This is a genomic window from Conexibacter sp. SYSU D00693 (genome assembly GCF_017084525.1).
Taxonomy (GTDB): Bacteria; Actinomycetota; Thermoleophilia; order Solirubrobacterales; family Solirubrobacteraceae; genus Baekduia.
In genome coordinates this window covers 2,234,017-2,255,124 of sequence record NZ_CP070950.1, presented here as the reverse complement: position 1 = coordinate 2,255,124, position 21,108 = coordinate 2,234,017, and the positions used below count along the sequence as shown (strand labels likewise).

Genomic DNA, 21,108 nt, shown 5'->3' with positions numbered 1-21,108 from the left:
GGCCGTCTTGTGGTGCGGCGACGAAGCGCGGCGAGGCGGCTCGGGCGCGGGGCGCGCGCGGGTCAGCGCAGCGCACTGGGCGCGGCGCCGTAGCGCTCGCGGAACGCGTCGCCGAACGTCCGCACGGAGCCGAAGCCGCTGAGCAGCGCGACCTCGGTCACGCCCAGGTGCGCCAGCGCGGGGTCGGTCAGGCGGCGGTGCGCGCGGCGCAGGCGCGTCTCGCGGATGACCTCCCGCGGCGTGGTGCCGGCGTGCTGCAGGGCGACCTGGACCTGGCGCAGCGACCACCCGAGCGCGTGCGCCGCGGAGGTCCCGGTCAGCGCGGGGTCGTCGGCGTGGGCGCGCACGTGCTCGCGGAACGTCTGCTCGACCAGCGCGTGGCGGCCGGTCGCCGTGCGACGCGCCGCGAGGTGGCCGAGGAGCTCGGCGACCTGGTCGGCGACCGTGCGGAAGGCGCGCGCGTCGAGCCCGTCGCGCTGGGCCACGAGCGCCCGCAGCATGCCGTCGAGGACCGCGCCGAGCCCCGTGCGCAGGTCCAGCCTCGACCGGGCGGTCGAGGGCAGGGCGTCGGCCGGGAGCGTGAGCACGAGCCCGCGCGCCGCGTCGCCGTGGCCCAGGACGAACGGCGCCCCCTCGGGCAGCAGGCCCGCGTCACCCGGGGCCAGCGACGCCGTCTCGCCGGCCACCTGGATGGCGAGGCGGCCGCGCAGCGGCACGACGAGGCGCACGACCGCGTCGGGATCGCGCGCGATCTGGTGCGCCGTGCGCGCGTAGGCGATGCCGTCCGACCAGAAGTCGACGAGCTGGTGCACGCCGGCACGCTGGCGGACGGTCCCACCGGCGAAGCCCTCGTGGAGGGCGCCGAAGCGCGAGTCGAGCAGGCCGTGGTTGGCGCGGACGTGGTCGACCCAGACGGCCCTCCGGTCTGCCGGTGGCACGTCGAGGGTGCTCGTGCGCAGCACCTCGTAGCTGGCGGCGGCGGTCACGCGTCTCCTCGCCGAGCGAGCCTACCTGCTGGCCCGACCCGGCCGGCGGGCCTGCGCGCCGTCGCCGACCGCGTGCGCGCCACCGCGTGCACCCCCTGCCCCGGCGGCCTACGGTCGGCCGATGCCGACCATCGACGTCAACGGGACGACCCTCGCCTACGACGACCGCGGACCGCGCGACGGCGTGCCGGTCCTGCTGTCGCACTCGCTCTTCTTCGACCGCCGCATGTTCACGGCGCTGGCCGAGCGCCTGGGCGAGGACCTGCGCGTCGTCGCCTACGACCACCGCGGCCAGGGGGAGAGCGCCCCCGCGCCGCTGGAGGAGCTGTCGATGGACGTCCTGACGGAGGACGCCGCCGCGCTCATCCGCGCGCTCGGGCTCGCGCCGGCGCACGTCGTCGGCAACTCGATGGGCGGGTTCGTCGCGCTGCGCCTGGCGGCGCGCCACCCCGACCTCGTCCGCACCGTCACCGCGCTCGGGTCCTCGGCCGAGGAGGAGCACCAGCTCGCCGCGTTCGCCCCGCTCGTCGAGCACCTGCAGGCCCACGGCGCCGCCGACGTCGTCGACACGGTCCTGCACATCATGTTCGGCGACACCACGCTGGCCGGCGAGCCGGAGCTGTGCGCGCACTGGCGCGAGGTCATCGCCGGCCTGCCGCCCGCCATCGGCGACGCGGCCCACCAGGTCATCCACCGCGAGCGCATCGTGGAGGAGCTCGCCGGCACGACGGTGCCCGTCCTCGCCGTGGCCGGCGCCGAGGACCACGCCTACCCCCAGCCGATCTCCGGGCGCACCATCGCCCAGGCGACGGGCGGCCGCGAGGTCACGGTGGCCGGCGCCGGCCACTCGGTGGCGCTCGAGCAGCCCGACGAGGTCGCCGGGCACCTCGCGCGGCTCTTCGCCGAGCACCTCGCGCCCGCGGCGACGTGAGGAGGGCACAGGGGCGGTCGGCCCGCGGCGATGACCTCGGAGGTCCACGCGACGGGTGATGATGGTGGGGTGCACGTCGGCGTCGCCGACCACCTCGGCTGGGCCGTCGTCGTCAACGCGAGCGCGGACGGCGAGGTCGTCGACCGCCGGCGGATCTCCCTCGTCGAGCCGGGCGTCGAGGCCATGCCCGTCCACAGGGCCTCCAGCCGTGCGCTCGACGACGGCGCGCTGGGGGAGCTCGTCGCGGCGGTCCGGGCGTCGGCGGTACGGGCTACGACCGCGGCCCTGGCCGACCTGGCGGCGGTGCTCCCCGCGCCGATCGCGACGTTCGCGGTGCGCGACTGGCCGCGCGGCTTCCCGGCGGCGATCGCCGAGCAGCGCCGGGCGCCGCACGAGGCGTGGGCCGACGGCGTGCGGTACCGCCAGGTCCTCGCCGAGGTCGCCGGAGGGCGAGGCTGGACGGTGTCGCCCTACGACGCGAAGCACGTGCTGGAACAGGCCGCGCTCGTCCTCGGCGCGCGGACCGCGGAGCTGCTGCGGCGTCCGCGGGAGGTCCTGGGCCCGCCGTGGACCAAGGACCACCGCGTCGCGCTCGCGGCGGCGCTGCTCGGCGCGAGCGCACGGTCCTAGGTGGACGGGCGGGGCGCGGGCGACTACGGTCGGCCCTTGCGCGTACGCACGTGTTCGTGGATCGTCGGTGTCGCCCTGGCGCTCGTGCCCGCGGCGGCGCACGCGGCCGAGTCGCCCGGCCCGGGGACGCTCACCTCGGGGTCGGTGACGAGCGACGGCGCGCGCTACGACTACCTCCGGTACGTCCCGTCGACCTACCGGCCCGGCACGAAGGCACCCCTGCTCGTGAGCGTCCACGGGTGCCAGACGACCGCCGACGCGGAGATGCGCTCGACGCTGTGGAACCGCGTGGCCGAGCGCGAGGGGTTCGTCGTCCTGTACCCGGACGTCGACGTCGTCGGCCGCCTGCTGCCGGGGCCGTTGAACCAGTGCTGGAAGTTCTTCTCGCCGACGACCTACGCGCGGGGCGGCGGCGACCCGGACGCGATCGCGCAGATGACGCGGCGGGTGGTGGGCGAGCTCGACATCGACCGCGAGCGCGTGTACGCCGTCGGCACGTCGGCGGGCGGGCTGATGACGTCGGTCCTCGCCTCGACCTACGCGGAGATGTTCGCCGCCGTCGGGCTGGTGGAGACCGCCGGCTTCCTGGACGGGCCGTGCTTCACGACGGGCATCGGCATCCCGGTGCAGCTCAGCGCGCAGCTCGCCCGCGCGGGGATGGGCGGGCGCGCGCGGGTGGTCCCGGTCATCGGCATCGGCGGGACCGCCGACCTCGCCTTCCCCCCGACGTGCATCGCCAAGGCGGTCGAGCAGGGGCTGCGCACGTCGAACCTCGTCCTCGGCGCCTCCCAGACCGGCCCCATCTCGCTGCGGCCGGCGACGGTGAGCCACGAGCGCAAGCCGGGCGGCCGGTCGTACACCGTGAGCCGGTTCCAGGACCCGGCGGGCTGCCTGGTCGCCGAGCGCTGGATCATCGACGGCCTGGCCCACTCGTGGCCGGGCGGGACGACGGACCGCAAGTACAACACCGACCCGAAGGCGCCCGACGGCTCCGAGGCGATCTGGCCGTTCCTGCGGCGCTACACGCGCTCGACCACGGCGATGCCGTGCGCGGAGGCGCCGGTCGAGCCCGCGTCGTCGCCCGTGGACGTGGGCCCCGCGGCCTGTCCGCCGCGCACCGTCACCGTGACCCTGCCGCGCGGCGCGCGGGTGCGAGGCGTGCGGGCCAGCGTCGGCAGGACGGCCGTCCGCGTGCGGCGCGCGGGACGCCGCGTGCGCGTGACGCTGCCGGCCGGCCGGCCCGGCGATCGCACGCGCGTCGTGCTGACCGTCCGGCGCGCGGGGCGCGCGAAGGCCCAGACGGTGCGGCGCAGCTTCAAGCGCTGCTGACCTCGCGCGCGCGTACGCTCGCGCGCGAGATGGCCTACACGACGCTCCACGCCGCCGACGCGTTCTGGCGCCCCTCGAACCAGATGGGGGTGCAGAACACCGACCTCGCCAAGCACCTGGGGGCGACGACGCTCGGTGCCCGCCTCTGGCGCCTCGCGCCCGGCCAGGCGTCCACCCGCCACCGCCACGCGCGGCAGCACGAGCTCTACCTCGTCCTGGAGGGCCGTGGCCGGATGCGCGTCGACGACGACCTCCTCACCCTCGCCCCGCTGTCGGCCGTCCACGTCGATCCCGGCAGCGTCCGCCAGGTCTTCAACGACACCGACGCGGACGCGCTGTGGCTCGTCGTCGGCGCGCCGGTCGAGGCCGCCAACACGCTCGAGATGACGCCCGAGCAGCTCGCGCACCTCTACCCCGACGGGCCCAAGGCGCTGCCTCCGGAGCTCACCGACTGACGCACGGTGCCAGGCACCTTGCATGCGCGCGCATGGAAGGTGCCAGGCACCTTCCTACGGCGCGCCCGCGTCCCACAGCTCGGCCGTGCGGGCCTCCGCCTGCGCGTCGTGCGTGCGCTGGAAGTTGCGCCCGCCTCGCGCGAACGTCGCGGCGACGGCCGCCGGCACCTCGCCGTCGCCGAACCGCCGCTGCAGCCACGTCGCGGGGCGCACGTGGACGATCCCCACCCGGCGCGCCGCCGCCGAGCCGTCGCAGCGCCAGGGACCGTCGATCCGCCCGAGCGCGTACGCGCCGCCGCCGTCGCGCGTCCACACGAAGCTCCCGTCCTCCACGCCGGCGAACGCCGACAGCAGCCGGCCGGCCCTCTCGCCGTGCTGCTCGGTCGCCCGCAGCACCGCCTCCTCGATCGCCTCCGGGGGCGGGCCGTCCAGCGGGTCGCCGATCCCCACGACGCCACGCTCGATCCCGTGGTCGGCGCCGGCCCCGTCGGGCAGGTCCCGGTCGCGCGCCCGCATCGGCGCGCGGAAGACGGGCGTCGCCACCCCGGGCTAGACCGTCGTCGCCGCCGCCAGCCGCTCGGCGGACGCCGGGTCGTGGGCGGGGAGGTAGACGGTCGGGTGCTCGCGGGCGTGGGCGAGGATGCGGTCGATCGTCGCGACCTGGACGCCGGGCTTCGGCGAGACGGCGTCGGGCCGGCGGGCGTGGAGCTGGTCCAGGGTGTCGGTCGTGTCGCCGGCGAGGAGGAGGTGGCGGCCGTCGTCGTCGACGCAGACGACCGACACGTGGCCGTCGGTGTGCCCGGGCGTGGCGACGACGACGATGCGGCCGTCGGGCGTGAGGGGACGGCTCGCCGCGAAGGCGCCGAACGGGCCGCCGTCGAGCTCGAGGGGCTGCCAGTCGACGCCGTCCGGCAGCGGCTGCTTGAACAGCCGGCTCTGGACGCGGCCGCGCGGGCTGCGGGCGAACGCGAGCTCGGGCGCGTGCACGTGGACGGGCCGGCCGCGCAGGTGGACGAGCCCGTCCATGTGGTCGCCGTGCAGGTGGGTCAGGACGATCTCGTCGACCGCCGCCGCGTCCAGCCCGGCCCGCGCGAGCGCCGCCGGGAGCTCGTCGTCCTCCCCGACCTCGAAGCGCACGAAGGGCAGGTCGGACCCCGCGCGCGTCTCGCCCGTGTCGACGAGGACGACCCGGCCGTCGTGCTCGACCGCCCAGCAGTGGATCGGATGCGGCGCCGACCACTCCCCGGGCGCGAAGAGCGCGGGTTGGCGCCGCCAGCCGGACCGGGCGTGCAGGAAGGCGTCCTTGAGCCGCACGGTCCCGGTCGTGAGCGCGTGGACCTTCATGGGCCGACCATACGCCGGGTGCAAGGTGCCAGGCACCTTCCACCCTCGACTAGCGCTCGACGGTCTGGTCCGGCGGGGTGTGCGAGAGCCGGGCCGCCTCCTGCACCGCCTCCGAGTAGTCCTCGGGGTCGAAGATCTGGCGGACCTCGATGGTGCCCTCGCCCATGGGGCAGCGCCGCGCCCAGTCGGTGGCCTCGTCGAGGTCGCGGGCCTGGATGATCCAGTAGCCGCCGACGACCTCCTTGGCCTCGGTGAACGGCCCGTCGGTGACGACCGGGGCGCCGTCGCGGAGGCTGACGCGACGGCCGTCCTGCGCCGGGTGCAGGCCGTCGCCGGCGAGCATGACGCCCGCGTCGAGGAGCTCCTGGTTGTAGCGGGCCATCGCCTCGACGGCCTCGACGTCCGGGCCTTCGGCGTAGGCCTCAGGCGAGATGTTCGGGAGCATGAACAGCATGAAGCGGGCCATGGGCGGATCCTCGCGCATCGGCCCATCGACGACGCCGGGACAGCCGCGCCAGGCCGGCGACCGCAGCGAGCACCGGAACCGCGCCCGCCACCACGAGCGCCGCCCGCGGACCGACCGCTCCGACGAGCACGCCGCCGCCCGCGACCGCCACGAGCTCGGCCGCGTTGCGCGCCGCGCCGTAGGCGGCGAACGCGCGACCGTGCCGCGCCTCCGGCACCCGGACCGTCATGAGCGTGCGCACCAGGACGTTCTTCGCGCCGTGGCCGACGCCCCCGACCGCGTAGCCCGCGACCGCCACCGGCAGGATCGTCCACGTGGTCTGCAGCGCCAGGCCGCCCCCCTGGACGGCCAGCGCGACGAGCGCTCCGCCGGCCACGAGCGTCGCCGGCACCCGCGGCGCCACGGCCGTGGCACCGCAGACCATCCCGGCCATCCAGCCGCACACGACGACGGCGTAGCCGGCGTCGTTCGCGCCGACGACGTCCTTCACGAAGAAGACCTCGACCGTCAGCGTCGCCGACAGCACGAGCAGGGCGCCGGTGGTCGCGCCCACGACGACGCGTAGGACCCGGTCGTCGAGCAGGACGCGCAGCCCGGCGAGGCCCCCGTACGCCGCGGGCCCGTCGCCCGGCACCTCGACCGACCCCGGCCGCCGCGCCCGCAGCGCGCCCGCGGCGACCGCGATCGCCACGAAGCTCACCGCGTTGACCAGGAGCGCCGGCGTGGCGCCTGCCGTCGCCAGCACGGCCGCCAGCAGCGGTCCCACCGCGAAGCCCGCGTAGCGCGCGGCCTCCACGGCGCCGGTCGCCTCCGCCAGCCGGCCTGACGCGGCGACGGCCGGCACGAGCGTGAACTCGGCGGGCTGGGCGACAGCGTTGCCCGCCGCCAGGAGCGCGCAGAGCACGAGCAGGCCCGCCAGGTCGTCGACCGCGAACGCCAGCCCGACCGCCACGGCCGCCTGCGCGAGCGATGCGAGGACGAGCACCCGCACGCTCTCATGGCGGTCGACGACCCGCCCGGCCAGCGGCGCGAGGAGCACCGCCGGCATGAGCGTCGTGGCCACGAGCCCCGCCACCGCAAAGCCGCTGCCCGTGAGGTCGTGGACAGCCAGCCCGAGGACGATCAGCGCGAGCAGGTCGCCCGTGGCCGAGAGGAACGTCGCGGCGGTCAGCAGGCGCAGGTCACGGGACACGGGACAGGCCTTCCGCGGGCACGATGTTCTGGTTGAGCCGAAAGCGGTTGTCCGGGTCGTAGGCGGCCTTCACGCGCGCGAGGCGGTCGAGGCCCGCGCCGTAGCTCGAGCGCACCTCCGCCTCGCCGTCCTCGAGCAGGCCCGGGAAGTTGAAGTAGGTCTGCCCGGTCGACCACGGCGACGCCGCATCCCAGAACGCGCGGGTCCAGGCGATGTTCTCGTCGTCGTCCTCCGGCGCCGACCACGTGGCGTCGATCGACAGCATCCACTCCGAGGAGCGGTCGCCGAACGCCGTCTCGCCCGCGCCCACGCGGGAGATCGCCCCGCCGCAGTGGCGGATGATCACCAGCGTGTCGGCCGACGGCCGCTGCTCGGACCGCCCGACCGTGAGCTCGACCGCGTCGTCGGCCAGCGTCGACAGGTACAGCGCCTTCCAGTAGTAGCGGCGGCCCGCCGGGAAGTACGGGTCCAGCGAGCGCTGCAGCTCCGCGTAGGGGACGACGCCGCTCAGGTCGACGAGCGGCTCGGCGAGCCGGCGCAGCGCGCGCGTCACGCGCTCGCCGTCGTCCGGGTCGCCCGCCCACAGACCGGCGACGCCGACGTAGGGCGCGCCGCGCAGCGCCGCCGGCAGCGCCTCGACATCGGGCAGCGACCAGATGAGCCCGGCTGTCGTCAGCTCGTCCGGCGCGCCGGCGACGAGGTCGCGCCACCCGCGCAGCACCCGCCGCGCGTCGGCCACCGGGTAGGCGACGTTCAGCGCGAAGACCTCCGGCCCGAGCGGATGCACCCGCAGCTCCAGCGCGACGACGACCCCGAAGTTGCCGCCGCCGCCGCGCAGCGCCCAGAACAGCTCGGGGTGCTCGTCGGCGCTTGCGCGGACCTGGCGGCCGTCGGCGAGGACGACCTGGGCGGAGACGAGGTTGTCGATCGTCATCCCGTCGCGCCGGCGCTGGTGCGAGACGCCGCCGCTGAGCGCGAGGCCGGTCACGCCGGTCTCGGAGACGACGCCGCCCGGGGCGGCGAGGCCCTGGGGCGCGGTCACCGCGTCGACGTCGCCCCACGTGGCGCCACCCGCCACGTGGACGGTCCCCCGGGCGGTGTCGAGGCGCACATCACGCATCGGCGAGAGGTCCACGACGACGCCGTCGTCGCAGACCGCGGTCCCCGCGACGTTGTGCCCGCCGCCGCGGACCGCGAGCGGCAGGTCGTGCTCGACCGCGAAGCGCACGGCGGCCGCCACGTCGTGGGCGTCGGCACAGCGGGTGATGGCCAGCGGGCGGCGGTCGACCATCCCGTTCCAGACGCGGCGCGCCGCGTCGTAGCCGGGGTGGTCGGGACCGAGGACGTCGCCCCGCACGCGCTCGGCGAGCAAGACGGCCGCGTCGGAGGAGAGGAGGCGAGAGGGCATGCGGAGAGCTCCTGAGGGAGAGGGCGGAGAGGTGCCAGCACACGGTGGACGGCGGCTCGCCGCCGCCCAAGGGCGCTCGTGCGCAAGACCGGTCCGTTCCTGCCACGCTCAGCAGGCCGTGCCGCCTTCGCCGCCGCCGCTGCGCATCCGCATCGTCGCGACGCCCGACTCGACAGCGACGCCGCTCGCCGGGCTGTACGAGAGCCTGAGCACGGTCGAGGGCCTGACCGCCCCCGAGGACCGCCTGCGCGCCGACCGCCGGCCCTTCGACGTCGCGATCGTCGCCGAGCAGGCCGGCATCCTCACGACCGCCAGCGGCCTTGCCATCACCGCGCACGAGTCCATCGACGACGCGGAGGAGGTCGACGTGGTCATCGTCCCCTCGATGGCCTTCGGCCGCGACGAGGAGTGGACGGCCGGGCGCTACCCGCGGCTCGTGCGGTGGCTGCGCGAGGCCTACGAGCGCGGCGCGGTCCTGTGCTCGGCGTGCACCGGCGCGAACCTGACGGCGGAGACCGGACTGCTCGACGGCCACCATGCGACCGTCCACTGGATCTCCGAGCGCGACTTCCAGCGCCGCCACCCCGACGTCGTGCTGCGCCCCGACGAGGTGCTGGTCGTCTCGGGCGACGGGGGCCGCCTCATCACCTCCGGCGCCGCGACTGCCTGGCACGACCTCGCCCTGCACCTCGTCGCCACGTACGTCGGCCCCGCCACCGCGCTGGCCGCGGCCCGCTTCCTGCTCATCCAGTTCCACCAGGACGGCCAGACGCCGTTCCAGGTGTTCGACCCGCCCAGCGACCACGGCGACGCGGCGGTGCTCGCCGCGCAGCGCGCGATCGACGACCGGTACGCGATCGCCGCGCCGGTCGACGAGATGGTCCGCGCGTCGGGCCTCGCGCCGCGGACGTTCGCCCGGCGGTTCAAGGCGGCCACCGGCTTGACGCCCATCGCCTACGTCCAGCACATCCGCGTCGAGCGGGCCAAGCGGCTGCTCGAGGCGAGCGGCGAGCCCATCGACGACATCAGCTGGGCCGTCGGCTACGAGGACCCGGCCGCGTTCCGCCGGCTGTTCAAGCGCCTGACCAGCCTCACACCCGGCGCCTACCGGCAGCGCTTCCGCCTGCCAGCCCTCGGCGCCGCCGCCTGACACGAGCGGCGACGCGCCAACTCTCGTGGGCGTGTCGATCGGCCTGTGCGACGTTCGTCGCCCAGGCATGCAGATCATCGTGAACGACTTCATCTCCCTCGACGGCGTCGTCCAGGCGCCCGGCGGCCCCGACGAGGACCGCGACGGCGGCTTCGCCCACGGCGGCTGGTCGCACCCGTACTTCGACGTCGAGGCCATGGGCTCGGTCTTCGACGAGCTCATGGGCTCGGCCGACGTGCTGCTCTACGGGCGCGGCACCTGGCAGAACATGGCCGCCGCCTGGCCCGAGCGCGCCGGCGACCCGTTCGCCGACGCGATCAACAGCGCGGAGAAGCTCGTGCTCTCGCGCACGCTGACCGACGCGGACATGACCTGGGAGGGCTCGCGCCTGCTGCCGGCCGACGACGCGATCGGCGCCCTGCGCGAGCTCAAGGAGCAGCGCGACGGGCGCATGCTGCTGCTCGGCTCCCCGACCGTGGCCACCCAGCTCTTCGAGGCCGACCTCGTCGACGAGCTCGTCCTCATGCTCGAGCCGATCCTCCTCGGCGGCGGCAAGTCGATCTTCCCGCAGGACGGGGCCGCCCGCCCGCTCGAGCTCGCCCAGGTCAAGCAGGCGAGCACCGGCGTGCTCATCTGCACCTACCGGGTCGTGCGCGGCTGACGCAGTACGGTCCCCGGGCGTGTTCGGCCTCATCGGGAAGTTCCAGGCGCAGCCCGGCAAGCGCGACGACCTCCTGGCGATCTTCGCCGAGGAGATCGGCGAGATGCCGGGCTGCCGGTCCTACGTCGTCGCCGCCGACGAGGCGGACCCCGACACGATCTGGATCACCGAGGTCTGGGACGACGAGGAGCTCCACAAGGCGTCGCTCGAGCTCCCCGAGGTGCAGGACACCATCACGCGCGCGCGGCCCCTCATCGCCGGCATCGAGCAGGTCGCGCGCACCCGGCCGGCCTCCGGCGTCTAGCCCGCGGCCGCCCCGCGCTCGCGCGCCTCGCCGTAGCGGCGCAGGGCCTCCCGGCGCTCGGCGAGGTGGTCGACGATCGGCAGAGGGTAGCCGGGCGCAAGCGTGCCGGGCTCGTCGAGCGCGTCGTCGGGGACGTCGCGCAGCTCGGGCACCCAGTGCCGCACGTACGCGCCGGCCGGGTCGAAGGCCGCGCGCTGGCGGGCGGGGTTGTAGATGCGACGGTAGGCCGGCTGCGGGTCGACGCCGGTGCCGGCGATCCACTGCCAGTTGCCGTTGTTCTGCGCGGGCTCGCCGTCGAGCAGCAGCCGGGCGAACCACTGCTCGCCCAGCCGCCAGTCGAGGTGGAGGTCCTTGGTGAGGAACGAGCCGGCGACGAGCCGGACGCGGTTGTGCATCCAGCCCGTCGCGCGCAGCTGGCGCATCCCGGCGTCGACGAGCGGGAAGCCGGTGCGGCCCTCCTGCCAGGCGGCGAGGCGGTCGGCGTCGTGGTCGAACTCGAGGGTCCCGCGGAGCTCCTCGCGGTGCTCGTGGTGGGCGTTGCCCGGACGCAGGAGCAGGACGTGGGCGTGGAAGTCGCGCCACGCGAGCTGGCGGCGCCACGCGGTCGCGCCCGTCCCGCCCGCGTCGAGCGCGCGGGCCTCGCACTCGCGCGCGCTCAGGCAGCCCCAGCGCAGGTAGGGCGACAGGACGGAGACCTGCACCCGCGCCATGCCGCGCTGGTCGCCCGGCTGCGCGGGCCGGCGCTCGGCGTAGTGGGCGAGGCCGTCGGCGACCCAGTCGTCCAGGGCGGCGCGGGCGGCGCGCTCGCCGGGCTCCCGGATCGGCTCGGGCACGAGCGGCCCGGGGAGGTCGCCGAGCTCGCCGACCTGGGGGACGCGGCCCGGGTCCAGGCCGTCGGGCAGCGGCGCGAGGTGCTCGGGCGCGGGGAGCACGTCGCGCCGCGGCGCCTCGCGGTGCAGGCGCTCGAAGCGCGCGAAGACGCCGAACGGGCCGCCGTCGGGCGCGCGCAGCCGGTTGGGGTCGGTGACGTAGGTGCCCGGGCGCGGACGGGCCTCGACGCCGGCGCCGCGCAGCGCCTCGGTCACCCGCGCGTCGCGCGCTCGCGCGTAGGGGGAGACGTCGCTGGTCCACGCGACCGCGGCCGCCTGCGCCTCGCGCGCGAGCTCCACGAGCACCCGCTCGGGGGGGCCGTGGCGCACGACGAGCGCGCTGCCGCGCTCGCGCAGCTCCTCGTCGAGCACCCGCAGGCAGTCGAGCATCCAGGCCGTCCGCGCGGCGCTCGCACACCGCCCGCGCAGCAGCGCGTCGTCGAGCACGAAGACCGGCACGGCGGTGCCGGCGGCCGCCGCCTCGGCCAGCGCGGGGTGGTCGTGGACCCGCAGGTCGCGGCGGAGCCAGACGATGGTCCGTGCGTCGCTCATCCGTCAGTCGTACGCTCGGGAGGATGGTGCAGCCCAAAGACGCGGCCCCGGTCCGCCTGGTCCGCGATGCGCTCGCCCACCTCGGCGCCCTCGCCGTCCTGGTGGTGGTGCTGGTCGTCTTCCTCGGCGGCGCCTTCGCGGGGCTGCAGATGATCGACCGCCTGGGCTCGATCGGCCTGGCCATGTACGCGGTCGCGCTGCTGGCGTGGGGCCTGCTGTTCGTCCCGCTCGTGGCCTACGCCCACCGCCTGCGCCAGAGTGGCTCACCCCGGCACCGCAAGGCGCTGCGCGAGCGCCAGGAGCACCAGATGCTCCACTACGGCGTCGAGGCCCGCGAGCGCGGCGACGACCCGGCGCGCTAGCCGGCCCTGCGGCGCCGGTGCGCGGTCCGCGCCATCCCGACGAAGCCGATCGTCGTCGCCGTGAACGACGCGGCGGCGGCGGCGCCGAAGGCGGGGTGCTCGTCGAGGTCGGGCTTGAAGGCGAGGGGGAGGAAGGCCATCGCGTTGGTCCACGCGCCGACGGCGAGCGACCGGCGCACGAGCTTGGGCGCGTCGGGCACCGCGAGGTCGGCGGCGATCGTCGCGGTGCCGAGCATCGCGAGGTCCAGGTGCCACTGGCGGATGCGCGCCGGCGCCTTGATCCCCAGGCGCTTGGCCAGCTCCGGCTGCGTGCGCACGAGCGTGTAGACCCAGCCCGACGCGGCGCCTGCCGCGAGCTCGGTGACGCCCGAGACGGCGACCGACGACGGGCGCTTCACGCCGCCACCCGCGCCCGGGCGTACGCGCGGCGCCCGTGCGCGCGCTGGTAGGTCCAGACCACCGACGGCAGCGCGCCGCGCGTCTGCAGCCAGAAGCGGTCGGGCAGCGGCGCGGGCAGCGGCCGGCGCGCGGGTTGGACGTCGGCGGCGACGACGCCCTCGCCGTCGCGGCGGTGGCGGAAGGCGAGCACCCGCCCGTCGCCGTCGCAGACCGCCGCGCCGCCCTCGAAGTGGCCGCGGTAGGTGATGCCGCCGGTCCACGGCATCGGGCAGGCGAGCGGCCCGGCGTGCGCGGCGTGGACGACCGGGACGCCGAGCGCTCGCGCGAAGCGCGGTGCCGCCTGCATCGCGTGGCGGGCGCTGGACGACGCCATCCGCCGGAAGGCGCCGCGCGGGTGCCAGAGCGGGACCGACCACCAGCCCGAGCCGCCGACCACGAGGTCGACGCGCCCCGCCAGCCGCTTGGCGGTCCGGGTGCGCATGAGCTCCCAGCACAGCGCCACGCCGGCGGCGACGCCGTCGCCGGCGTCGATGACGCCGTCGTCGTCCCCGCCGACGTAGAGCGCGTTCTCCCACATCGTCGGCAGGTCCTTGTCGTGGCGGCCGAGGACCTCGCCGTCGCGGCCCACGAGCCAGAACGCGTTGCGGACCTCGCCGTCGTCGTCGCGCACGAGCGCCGAGCCGCCGGCGACCGTCCCGGTCTCGCGCGCGAGCGTGCGCAGCAGCTGGAGCGGGGCGCCGTCGGCGGGCGGCGCCTCGTCGCGCAGCCGCGGCAGCAGCCCGACGCCCGAGGCGAAGAACTCGGGCAGGACCACCCAGTCGGCGCCGTCGCGCGCCGCCTGGCGCGCGAGGCGCTCGCACGCCTCGAGGTTCGCGTCGACGTCGCCCGCCGGCGCCACCGTCTGGATCGCTGCTGCCCGCATCCCGAGACCCTCTCTTGCAGTACCGCTCAGAAGTTGAACGCTACTACAATGGGCGACCGCGATGGAGGGGACGCGCCAGGACCGCCGCAGGGCCCGCACCGCCGGGGCGATCCTCGACGCCGCCCGCGCGCTGTTCGTCGAGCGCGGCGTCCAGCGCACCACCGTCGACGAGATCGCCGAGGCCGCCGACGTCTCCGTCGGCTCCGTGTACTTCCACTTCGGCAGCAAGGAGGCGCTGTCGCTGGCGCTGGTCGAGCAGGCGCTCGAGGTCAACGCCGCCTACATGGCCGCCGCCGAGCCGTCGGACTCGCCGCTGCAGCGGGTCCTCAACGCCGGCGACGCGTACCTGCGCTTCTACCTCGAGCGCCCCGACATGTTCCGCCTCGTCGCCCTGCGCGTCGCCGAGCCGGAGGCCTCGCCCGAGCTCGAGGAGGTCGCCGAGCGGATCGCCGGCCGCGTCGAGCGCCTGGTCGGCGCGGTCGCCGCCGACGTCGAGGCGGCGATCGCCGCCGGGGAGATCGCCGACGACGTGCCGCCCGAGGAGGCCATGACCTTCCTGTGGGGCTCGTGGAACGGCGTCATCGCGCTCAGCCTCCGCCAGGACCGCCTGCGCCTGCCGCCCGAGCGCCTCGCGGAGACGCTCGCGCTCGGCCGGCGCCTGGTCCTGCACGGGCTGGCCGTCGCGGCCGCCCGGCCCGCCTAGCGCCGGGTCGTCGTGCGCGGCCTGGACGACCGCGCGGGCACGTCCTCGCCGATCGCCCGGTAGGCGAGCTTCTGCCGGCGCACCGCCGTCTTGGCCAGCGCGGCGATCCGGGTGATGCCTGAAGCCGTGGGGGTGCGGACCGCCCGCGCCCAGGCGCTCCACGCGCGGCCGGAGGCCTTGATCGCCCTGGCCTCGCGCGAGGACGGGTGCTTGCGGAAGACGCGCTGGGCCTCGCTGCCGAAGCGCTCGATCTTGCGCAGCCCGCGCAGGAAGCGCTTCTGCATCAGGACGGCGCGCTCCTGGCGGCCGGCCTTGAGCGCCTGACCCTGCTTGCCGGCCGCCGAGAACGTCGAGAGCAGGGTGCTCGACCAGCGGCTCATGACGCGGCTGCCGGTCTCGACCGGGTCGAACGCGGGGCGCGCCGCGGTGGTGCTCGGCGTGGTGGTCGGGGCGAGCGAGGCGTTGCCGAGGTCGTCGTCGGAGCCGCAGCCGGCGAGGACCGCGGCGACGAGCACGGAGACGAGGGCCAGCCGCATGGCACGAGGGTAGGGGAGCCGCCGCGGTCCTTCGCCCGTCAGGCGCAGCCGATCCGCCCGACCGTCCACAACCTGCACATCCGTGCAAGCCGATGGTTAACCTCTCGTGGCCATGAGGGGAGTCCTGAGGGGGAAGTCCGGTCGCGTGGCGGCCGTCGCGGCGTTCGTGGGCCTGGCGGTCCCGGCGGCGGCGTCGGCGCACCTCGAGCGCCCGTCCTACTGGCCGGACCCGCGGCCCGACACGTCGGTCACCCCGGCGGCGGGCGGCAAGGTGCCCGAGATCCGGTCGCTGGCCTCGGCCGTGACCGGCGCCGGCCCCGGCAAGGTCCGGGTCGTCTGCCAGGACGACTCCCTGAAGCTCCTGCGCGCGGCCGTCGGCAAGGCGCGCAAGGTCGGCGTGAAGATCCGTCCGAGCCAGCCGGCGACGCCGATGAGCAAGAAGCAGGCGCGACGGCTCATCAAGATCAACACGACGCTCAAGCGCCGCTGCAAGTTCAAGTCGATCCAGGCCGCGGTCACCGCGTCGGGCAACAACGACCGCGTCGTGATCATGCCGGGCCGCTACACCGAGCCCGAGTCGCGCAAGGCGCCGGTGAACGACCCGCGCTGCAACCCGTCGCTGCTGCAGAACGACCAGACGGGCACGCCGACGCCGAGCTACCAGTACCAGGCCACCTGCCAGAACGACCAGAACCTCATCTACGTCCAGGGCCGCGCGGTCAAGGGCAAGCCGCTCGTGCCGCCGCGCCCGGACCGCCACGGCATCCCGGAGCAGGAGGTCGGCGAGTGCCTGCGCTGCAACCTCCAGATCGAGGGCTCGGGCGTCATCCCCGAGGACGTCCTCATCGACGGCGGCGACGACTACCAGAACCCGCTGGACCCGGAGGAGAAGCCGGGCAAGTTCCTCAAGCACGTCGTCATGCGCACCGACCGCTCCGACGGCTTCGTCGGGCGCAACTTCCTGCTGCGCGGCGCCGCCGAGCACGGCTTCTACACCGAGGAGACCGACGGCATCCTCCTCGACAAGGTGAAGTTCTTCTGGCACCTGGACTACGGGCACCTGAGCTTCACCACCGACCACAACGTCATCCAGAACTGCGACGGCTTCGGCGCGGGCGACGCGGTCGTCTACCCGGGCGCCTCGCCGCAGACCGGCGAGTTCCGCCGCCGCGACGTCTACCCCGAGCAGCGCTACAACAGCGTCGTCCGCAACTGCGACCTGCACGGTTCGACGCTGGCCTACTCGGGCTCGATGGGCAACTCCGTCCGCGTCACCGAGAACCACATCTACGGCAACGTCGCGGGCATCTCGAGCGACACGCTGTCGGCGCCGGGGCACCCCGGCTACCCCGCCGACGGCATGCTCATCGACAAGAACTACATCTACTCGAACAACCTCGACCTGTACGGGGTCGAGCCGCCGTCGATCGAGCCCCTCGTGCCCATGCCGATCGGCTCGGGCATCGTCTGGCCGGGGATGAACAACGGCATCGTCCGGGACAACTTCATCTTCGACAACTGGCGCCACGGCACGGTGCTCAACGCGGTGCCGGACCTCGTCGCCGGCACGCCCGAGGGCAACGTCGACGCGAAGGTCCACTGCCAGATCACGGTGATCGCCACGACGTCCTGCGGCAACCGCTACTACGACAACGTCATGGGCCAGGCGCCCAAGGACTTCAAGATGCACGAGGGCGTCGGGAAGTTCGGCAACAAGCACAGCCCCGACACCACGCGCCGGATGCCCAACGGCGTCGACTTCTGGTGGGACGAGTGGGCCGCCAACAACGGCAACTGCTGGTACGACAACGTCGGCGTGGACGGCACCGCCGCGTCGATCACCGGCCCCGGCAGCGGCGTGCTGCCCGACCTCCTGCCGCGCTCGTGCGGCTCGAGCATGGGCATCGGCGACGTCGTGAAGGCGGCGGTCCTGCTCAACTGCTCGATGTACGAGGACGGCGACAAGCCCGCCGATCGACCCCTCTGCTACTGGTTCCAGATGCCGGCCAAGCCCGGCACGCGCCTCGCCCAGCAGGACGCCGCCCGCCAGCGCGCCGCGGCCGACGCCTTCCGCGGCACCGCCCGCGCCAAGGCCCTGCAGGCGAAGATCGACCAGGTGCTGAAGGCCAACGACGTCCTGCAGGGCCGTGAGTAGGAGGCTGCTCGCGGCCGCGACGGCGGGCCTCGCGCTCGCCGTCGCCGGCTGCGGGTCCGACGGCGAGGACGGGGCGGCGGACGCCGCCAAGCGCCGCGCCGCCGCCGAGCAGGAGGCGCGCGACCGGGCCAAGCCGCTCGGCGAGCTGCTGGCCGGCTCGGTCGCCCCGCTGGCCCAGTGCAAGGACTGGGTCGGGGGTGAGCGCATCCGCAAGCTCGCGACGATCGACGACATCCGCAACCAGGTCAGCCGCAAGGACACCAACGTCCGCTCGGTCGCGCTGACCGACGACGAGGCGCTGCGCCTCTTCGACCGCGCGTGCGCGAACAGCTACGCCAGGTCCTTCCGGCTCTACGTGCTCTACGCGCGGGCCGCGGGCTTCGTCGCGCTCGAGCGCGGCCTGCCCGCCGGCGGCTGAGCAGGAAGTCCGCGCCGCGCACCGTAAGAGGTGGGCGAGTCGTCCGGTCTCACAGCCATGACCACGCCGATCGTCATCGAGACCACCACCCGCGAGCCCGCCGACTGGGACGACTTCCTCGGCACCGCCGCGCCGCAGCCCTCCGAGCCCGACGCGGCGCCCGTCGCGCCGGCGGTCGCCCGCCGGCTCGCGCTGGCCGAGTAGCGCGCTAGCGACCCGCGACGCGGACGGTCCTCACACCGCCGCGCCAGGCGACGCGCGCGCGCCGCGTGCCGCGCGGCAGGGCCACCGTGCTCGTCGTGCAGGCCGTGAGGCGCCGGGACCCACCGAGCGCCCGGGCGCGGCCGCCGGCCAGGACCGCGGTCACGCGCACCGTGGCGGTCCGGCGGGCGCGGAAGCGCAGGCGAGCGCCGGAGCGGCCGCGCACCACGCGCACGTCGCGCACCGCGCTGCCGCGGCGCGCGACCCGGCAGGCCGGGGCGGGCGCCGCCGCCTCTCCGACCGCCCGGTCGACGCTGTCGGGGACCTTCGAGACGTCGCCGGCGAGCTGGCGCCCGAGGGCCTCGGCGACCGGCGAGGGCAGCAGGCCCAGCGCGTTCGAGGGCGTGCCGTCCATCGCGTCGATCAGCCCGGCGAAGGCGGCGGCGACGCGCTGCAGCTCGCCCTTGAGCACCTTGTCCGTGGTGTCCGCGGCGTCGTAGAGGTACATCGGGCCGGAGATCAGCGCGGCGGTCGGGATGCCGAGCACGACCCACCCCGACGAGTCCGTCGGGATGCCGCCGGCGGGCTGCAGCAGCGACGCGTTGAGCACGGCGGTGCGCCGCAGGTCGTGGCGCACGATGCCCTCGATGAGCTTGCCCTTGAGCCGGGGCGCCAGGTTCTCGAACACGCCGCGCGGCTCCGGTGCGTCGAAGACCTCGAGCGAGCCGTCGGGCTTGCGCAACGCGTGCTTGGCGATGTGCTCGAGCGTCACGTCGGCCACGATGCGGTTGGGGTCGCGCCGCGGATCTCGGCGCACGACGTGACGCTTGAGGAACGCGTTGTGCGCGTCGTAGCCGCTCCAGTGCGAGTCGAACGTCGTGAACATGAGCGTCTTCTCGCGCGAGGCGGCCGGCTGCTTGGCGAAGTGCTCGGCGAGCGCCAGGACCTCGGCGACGCCCGACGCGTCCTCGACCGCGCCGGAGAACCCCGAGTCGTGGTGCGAGTGGACCTGGATCGCGTCGGTGCTCTTGCCGTCGAGGAAGCCGACGACCACGTGCGAGTCGACCTTCGCGCGCTTCGTGCGCAGGACGATCGTGGCCCGGCCGTCCGGCTTGGCGGCCAGCCGTGCGCGCAGGTGGGCGCCTGTCGCCCGGGTGACCCACAGGCCCGGGATCTGCACGACCAGGCGACGGTAGAACTCGTTGTAGTACCGGTGGGAGTCGAAGTAGTCGCTGAGGACGCCGACGAACCCGACGGCGCCGGCGTCCTGCGCGGCACGCACCGCCTCGGTGAACGTCGTGATGTAGGGGTTGGCGGTGAGCAGCGTCTGGGGCGAGAGGGTCATCGAGCCGTCGGGGTCCCACAGGAACTCCGAGAGCGGCAGCAGGCCCGCCACGGGCAGCAGGAACTGGAGGTCGAAGAGGACGACCTTGCCGCGGACGTCCATGCCGCGGATCTCCCGCGCGCTCGCGCCACCGACGTCGACGACCGGCGCGACGAGCCCACCCGGCGGCGTGGACTGCTCGCCGACCGCGTCGCGCGCCGGGCTCTGGGAGTAGATGACCGGCGACGCGTCGAGCGGCTCGCCCTCGAACGCGAGGCGGTGCTCGAGCGACTCCCAGGACCAGGTCGGCGTCTCCTCGACGTGGACGCGGGTCAGGCCCAGCTCCTTGAACCGGCGCCCGACGTACTCGACGGTGCGCTCCAGACCCGGTGTCCCGACGCGCCGCGGGCTGAAGGACACGACGTCCTCGACGGTGCGGAAGATCTCGTCGTTGCTCGGGATCGTCGGCGGGATGCTGGCATGGCCCGGCGCGGGGACCAGCAGCGCGGCGAGCACCGGGAGGACGACGAGCAGCGAGCGCGGGACGGGCACGGCGCGAGCGTAGGAGCGGCTGCGCTGTGCGCGCCGACAGCCGGCGGGGCCGCGGCCTGTCGACCGCCACAGCGACCGGCGGCGCTGGTCTAGGCTCGCGCCGTGGGGCAGGCACCGGGCACGGACGGCACGGTCGACGCGGCGGCGCTCATCGCCGTCCTGGCCAGCCGGGCCGATCAGGTCGTGCGGCGCGCGGCTCGCCGGGCGCTCGCCGAGGTCCCCGAGTACGCGGCGCGCGTGACCGAGCAGGAGCTGGCCGAGGGCATCGCCCGCGACCTCGCGCTCGCCATGGCGGCCTTCGCCGAGGGTCGCGAGCCGACCGAGGAGGACCGCGCCGCCATGCGGCTCATCGGCGACCAGCGCGCCCAGCAGGGGCTGCCCGTCGAGGGCATGGTCCGCGTCTACCGCTTCGCCATCGACGAGGCCTTCCGCGCGATCGCGGAGGCCGCCGAGGAGGGCGACGTCGACCTCGCCCAGGCGCTCGCCCTCATCCAGGCCACCTGGCACTACGCCGGGCCGATGGTCGAGGGCGCCGTCGGGGCCTACCGCCGGCGGGAGGTCGAGCTGGCGGTGGCCGACGGCCAGCGCCGGACGGAGCTCGTGCTCAGCCTCCTGCTGTCGCCCCGCGGGGCACCTCCCGGCCTCGCGGCGGCCGTCGGCCTGGACCCCGCGCGTCGCTACCTCGCCTTCCGCGCCCGCGCTGACGAAGGCGCCGACCGCGCACTGCTGCTCGACCTGCAGCTGCCCGGGGTCCTCGACCGCGGGCTCGTCGCCCCCTACGAGGGCGACGTCGTCGGCCTCGCCGCCGCCCGGCCCTCGACCGCGACCTCGGGGGACGTCGCGGTCGGCGTCGGGCCGCTGGGGCGCCTCGACGAGCTGCCGCGCTCGTTCGTCGTCGCCTCGCGCGTGCTCGAGACGGCGGTCGCTCACCGCCGGCGCGGCGTCCTCGGCATCGAGGACGTCACGCTCGAGGCGATCGCCCAGGCCGAGGGGGTGGTGGGGGACGCGCTGGCCGACCGCTACGTGCGTCCGCTCGCCGGGGAGCCCGCCGTGCTCGAGACCGTCGCCGCGTTCCTCGCCCACGACCTCAGCGCCGAGGCGGCGGCCCAGGAGCTCGCCGTCCATCCGAACACCGTGCGCAACCGGCTGCGGCGCTTCGAGCAGGTGACGGGCGCATCGCTGCGCGCGGTGCGCGACCTCGCCGAGGTCCGGCTCGCCCTCCTGCGCGTCGGGGCCTAGGGCTGTCGCGCCCCACCGTC

The 21,108-nt window shown here is 75.4% G+C and carries 24 protein-coding genes; 13 read left to right on the top strand and 11 right to left on the bottom strand.

The window, feature by feature from the left end; translation table 11 throughout:
• Positions 1–62: 62 nt before the first annotated feature.
• Entirely contained in the window at positions 63–986 is a 924-nt protein-coding gene (locus JUB12_RS11200) for an AraC family transcriptional regulator (protein ID WP_205695486.1), read from the bottom strand.
• Positions 987–1,107: 121 nt separating this feature from the next.
• On the opposite strand from JUB12_RS11200, the gene JUB12_RS11195 reads away from it, so the two are divergent.
• From JUB12_RS11195 to JUB12_RS11180, 4 genes are all read left to right on the top strand, one after another.
• Entirely contained in the window at positions 1,108–1,917 is an 810-nt protein-coding gene (locus tag JUB12_RS11195) for an alpha/beta fold hydrolase (protein ID WP_205695485.1), read from the top strand.
• A 69-nt stretch (positions 1,918–1,986) separates the two neighbouring features.
• Positions 1,987–2,547, top strand: coding sequence for a hypothetical protein (locus tag JUB12_RS11190; protein WP_205695484.1), 561 nt, complete (start codon positions 1,987–1,989; stop codon positions 2,545–2,547).
• Positions 2,548–2,583: 36 nt separating this feature from the next.
• Positions 2,584–3,876 (top strand): PHB depolymerase family esterase, encoded by a 1,293-nt coding sequence (locus JUB12_RS11185; RefSeq protein WP_205695483.1) that lies wholly within the window; start codon positions 2,584–2,586, stop codon positions 3,874–3,876.
• A gap of 29 nt (positions 3,877–3,905) precedes the next feature.
• A complete protein-coding gene (locus JUB12_RS11180) occupies positions 3,906–4,331 on the top strand; it encodes a cupin domain-containing protein (protein ID WP_205695482.1) in 426 nt (141 codons plus the stop codon).
• 54 nt (positions 4,332–4,385) lie between these two features.
• On the opposite strand, the gene JUB12_RS11175 is transcribed toward JUB12_RS11180, so the two are convergent.
• From JUB12_RS11175 to JUB12_RS11155, 5 genes are read right to left on the bottom strand one after another with little or no spacing between them, the layout of a single operon-like run.
• Positions 4,386–4,874, bottom strand: coding sequence for a hypothetical protein (locus JUB12_RS11175; protein ID WP_205695481.1), 489 nt, complete (start codon positions 4,872–4,874; stop codon positions 4,386–4,388).
• Between the two features lie 6 nt (positions 4,875–4,880).
• On the bottom strand, positions 4,881–5,675 hold the full coding sequence (locus tag JUB12_RS11170) for an N-acyl homoserine lactonase family protein (protein WP_205695480.1): 795 nt from the start codon (positions 5,673–5,675) through the stop codon (positions 4,881–4,883).
• A 49-nt stretch (positions 5,676–5,724) separates the two neighbouring features.
• Positions 5,725–6,141: a YciI family protein gene (locus tag JUB12_RS11165; RefSeq protein WP_241004242.1), complete on the bottom strand. Its 417-nt coding sequence runs from the start codon at positions 6,139–6,141 to the stop codon at positions 5,725–5,727.
• Positions 6,098–7,333, bottom strand: a complete 1,236-nt coding sequence (locus tag JUB12_RS11160; protein WP_205695479.1) for an MFS transporter — start codon at positions 7,331–7,333, stop codon at positions 6,098–6,100. The genes JUB12_RS11165 and JUB12_RS11160 overlap by 44 nt, the downstream gene beginning before the upstream one ends.
• On the bottom strand, positions 7,323–8,741 hold the full coding sequence (locus tag JUB12_RS11155; protein WP_205695478.1) for an FAD-binding oxidoreductase: 1,419 nt from the start codon (positions 8,739–8,741) through the stop codon (positions 7,323–7,325). The genes JUB12_RS11160 and JUB12_RS11155 overlap by 11 nt, the downstream gene beginning before the upstream one ends.
• Positions 8,742–8,859: 118 nt before the next feature.
• On the opposite strand from JUB12_RS11155, the gene JUB12_RS11150 reads away from it, so the two are divergent.
• The 3 genes from JUB12_RS11150 (at position 8,860) to JUB12_RS11140 (ending at position 10,856) form a co-directional block, all read left to right on the top strand.
• Positions 8,860–9,891, top strand: coding sequence for a GlxA family transcriptional regulator (locus JUB12_RS11150; protein ID WP_205695477.1), 1,032 nt, complete (start codon positions 8,860–8,862; stop codon positions 9,889–9,891).
• 67 nt (positions 9,892–9,958) lie between these two features.
• Positions 9,959–10,552 carry a dihydrofolate reductase family protein gene (locus tag JUB12_RS11145; protein ID WP_205695476.1) on the top strand — a complete coding sequence of 198 codons (594 nt, stop codon included), beginning with the start codon at positions 9,959–9,961 and terminating at the stop codon, positions 10,550–10,552.
• A gap of 19 nt (positions 10,553–10,571) precedes the next feature.
• Positions 10,572–10,856 (top strand): putative quinol monooxygenase, encoded by a 285-nt coding sequence (locus JUB12_RS11140; RefSeq protein ID WP_205695475.1) that lies wholly within the window; start codon positions 10,572–10,574, stop codon positions 10,854–10,856.
• Here the strand turns inward: JUB12_RS11140 and JUB12_RS11135 are convergent.
• Positions 10,853–12,277, bottom strand: a complete 1,425-nt coding sequence (locus JUB12_RS11135; protein WP_205695474.1) for a deoxyribodipyrimidine photo-lyase — start codon at positions 12,275–12,277, stop codon at positions 10,853–10,855. The two genes, JUB12_RS11140 and JUB12_RS11135, sit on opposite strands and share 4 nt — an antisense overlap.
• A gap of 23 nt (positions 12,278–12,300) precedes the next feature.
• On the opposite strand from JUB12_RS11135, the gene JUB12_RS11130 reads away from it, so the two are divergent.
• Positions 12,301–12,639 (top strand): hypothetical protein, encoded by a 339-nt coding sequence (locus tag JUB12_RS11130; protein WP_205695473.1) that lies wholly within the window; start codon positions 12,301–12,303, stop codon positions 12,637–12,639.
• Here JUB12_RS11130 and JUB12_RS11125 read toward each other — a convergent pair.
• Both JUB12_RS11125 and JUB12_RS11120 read right to left on the bottom strand, forming a co-directional pair.
• Positions 12,636–13,037, bottom strand: a complete 402-nt coding sequence (locus JUB12_RS11125; RefSeq protein ID WP_205695472.1) for a hypothetical protein — start codon at positions 13,035–13,037, stop codon at positions 12,636–12,638. The genes JUB12_RS11130 and JUB12_RS11125 overlap by 4 nt on opposite strands.
• Positions 13,034–13,960, bottom strand: coding sequence for a carbon-nitrogen hydrolase family protein (locus JUB12_RS11120; protein ID WP_205695471.1), 927 nt, complete (start codon positions 13,958–13,960; stop codon positions 13,034–13,036). Before JUB12_RS11120 ends, JUB12_RS11125 begins: the two co-directional genes overlap by 4 nt.
• Before the next feature lie 61 nt (positions 13,961–14,021).
• Between JUB12_RS11120 and JUB12_RS11115 the strand changes: the two genes are divergently transcribed.
• Positions 14,022–14,663 (top strand): TetR/AcrR family transcriptional regulator, encoded by a 642-nt coding sequence (locus tag JUB12_RS11115; protein ID WP_205695470.1) that lies wholly within the window; start codon positions 14,022–14,024, stop codon positions 14,661–14,663.
• Here JUB12_RS11115 and JUB12_RS11110 read toward each other — a convergent pair.
• Positions 14,660–15,199 (bottom strand): hypothetical protein, encoded by a 540-nt coding sequence (locus tag JUB12_RS11110; RefSeq protein ID WP_205695469.1) that lies wholly within the window; start codon positions 15,197–15,199, stop codon positions 14,660–14,662. The two genes, JUB12_RS11115 and JUB12_RS11110, sit on opposite strands and share 4 nt — an antisense overlap.
• A gap of 145 nt (positions 15,200–15,344) precedes the next feature.
• Between JUB12_RS11110 and JUB12_RS11105 the strand changes: the two genes are divergently transcribed.
• Genes JUB12_RS11105 through JUB12_RS11095 form a run of 3 tightly spaced genes read left to right on the top strand, consistent with a single transcriptional unit; the run spans position 15,345 to position 17,976 of the window.
• The gene (locus JUB12_RS11105) at positions 15,345–17,354 is read left to right on the top strand and encodes a right-handed parallel beta-helix repeat-containing protein (protein ID WP_205695468.1); all 2,010 of its coding nucleotides are present in this window, start codon (positions 15,345–15,347) and stop codon (positions 17,352–17,354) included.
• Positions 17,347–17,772, top strand: a complete 426-nt coding sequence (locus tag JUB12_RS11100) for a hypothetical protein (protein ID WP_205695467.1) — start codon at positions 17,347–17,349, stop codon at positions 17,770–17,772. Before JUB12_RS11105 ends, JUB12_RS11100 begins: the two co-directional genes overlap by 8 nt.
• Before the next feature lie 57 nt (positions 17,773–17,829).
• On the top strand, positions 17,830–17,976 hold the full coding sequence (locus tag JUB12_RS11095) for a hypothetical protein (protein ID WP_205695466.1): 147 nt from the start codon (positions 17,830–17,832) through the stop codon (positions 17,974–17,976).
• Between the two features lie 4 nt (positions 17,977–17,980).
• Here the strand turns inward: JUB12_RS11095 and JUB12_RS11090 are convergent, their stop codons facing one another.
• Entirely contained in the window at positions 17,981–19,849 is a 1,869-nt protein-coding gene (locus JUB12_RS11090) for a M28 family peptidase (RefSeq protein ID WP_205695465.1), read from the bottom strand.
• A 102-nt stretch (positions 19,850–19,951) separates the two neighbouring features.
• Between JUB12_RS11090 and JUB12_RS11085 the strand changes: the two genes are divergently transcribed.
• Positions 19,952–21,088, top strand: a complete 1,137-nt coding sequence (locus JUB12_RS11085) for a CdaR family transcriptional regulator (protein ID WP_205695464.1) — start codon at positions 19,952–19,954, stop codon at positions 21,086–21,088.
• Positions 21,089–21,108 lie beyond the last annotated feature (20 nt).

Bases quoted from the DNA above. Each gene is read 5' to 3' on its own strand.
- JUB12_RS11180 (WP_205695482.1), top strand. From the start codon at position 3,906: ATGGCCTACACGACGCTCCACGCCGCCGACGCGTTCTGGCGCCCCTCG.
- JUB12_RS11155 (WP_205695478.1), bottom strand. From the start codon at position 8,741: ATGCCCTCTCGCCTCCTCTCCTCCGACGCGGCCGTCTTGCTCGCCGAG.
- JUB12_RS11170 (WP_205695480.1), bottom strand. From the start codon at position 5,675: ATGAAGGTCCACGCGCTCACGACCGGGACCGTGCGGCTCAAGGACGCC.
- JUB12_RS11095 (WP_205695466.1), top strand. From the start codon at position 17,830: ATGACCACGCCGATCGTCATCGAGACCACCACCCGCGAGCCCGCCGAC.
- JUB12_RS11130 (WP_205695473.1), top strand. From the start codon at position 12,301: ATGGTGCAGCCCAAAGACGCGGCCCCGGTCCGCCTGGTCCGCGATGCG.
- JUB12_RS11165 (WP_241004242.1), bottom strand. From the start codon at position 6,141: ATGGCCCGCTTCATGCTGTTCATGCTCCCGAACATCTCGCCTGAGGCC.
- JUB12_RS11195 (WP_205695485.1), top strand. From the start codon at position 1,108: ATGCCGACCATCGACGTCAACGGGACGACCCTCGCCTACGACGACCGC.
- JUB12_RS11135 (WP_205695474.1), bottom strand. From the start codon at position 12,277: ATGAGCGACGCACGGACCATCGTCTGGCTCCGCCGCGACCTGCGGGTC.
- JUB12_RS11115 (WP_205695470.1), top strand. From the start codon at position 14,022: ATGGAGGGGACGCGCCAGGACCGCCGCAGGGCCCGCACCGCCGGGGCG.
- JUB12_RS11120 (WP_205695471.1), bottom strand. From the start codon at position 13,960: ATGCGGGCAGCAGCGATCCAGACGGTGGCGCCGGCGGGCGACGTCGAC.
- JUB12_RS11145 (WP_205695476.1), top strand. From the start codon at position 9,959: ATGCAGATCATCGTGAACGACTTCATCTCCCTCGACGGCGTCGTCCAG.
- JUB12_RS11110 (WP_205695469.1), bottom strand. From the start codon at position 15,199: ATGCGGCTGGCCCTCGTCTCCGTGCTCGTCGCCGCGGTCCTCGCCGGC.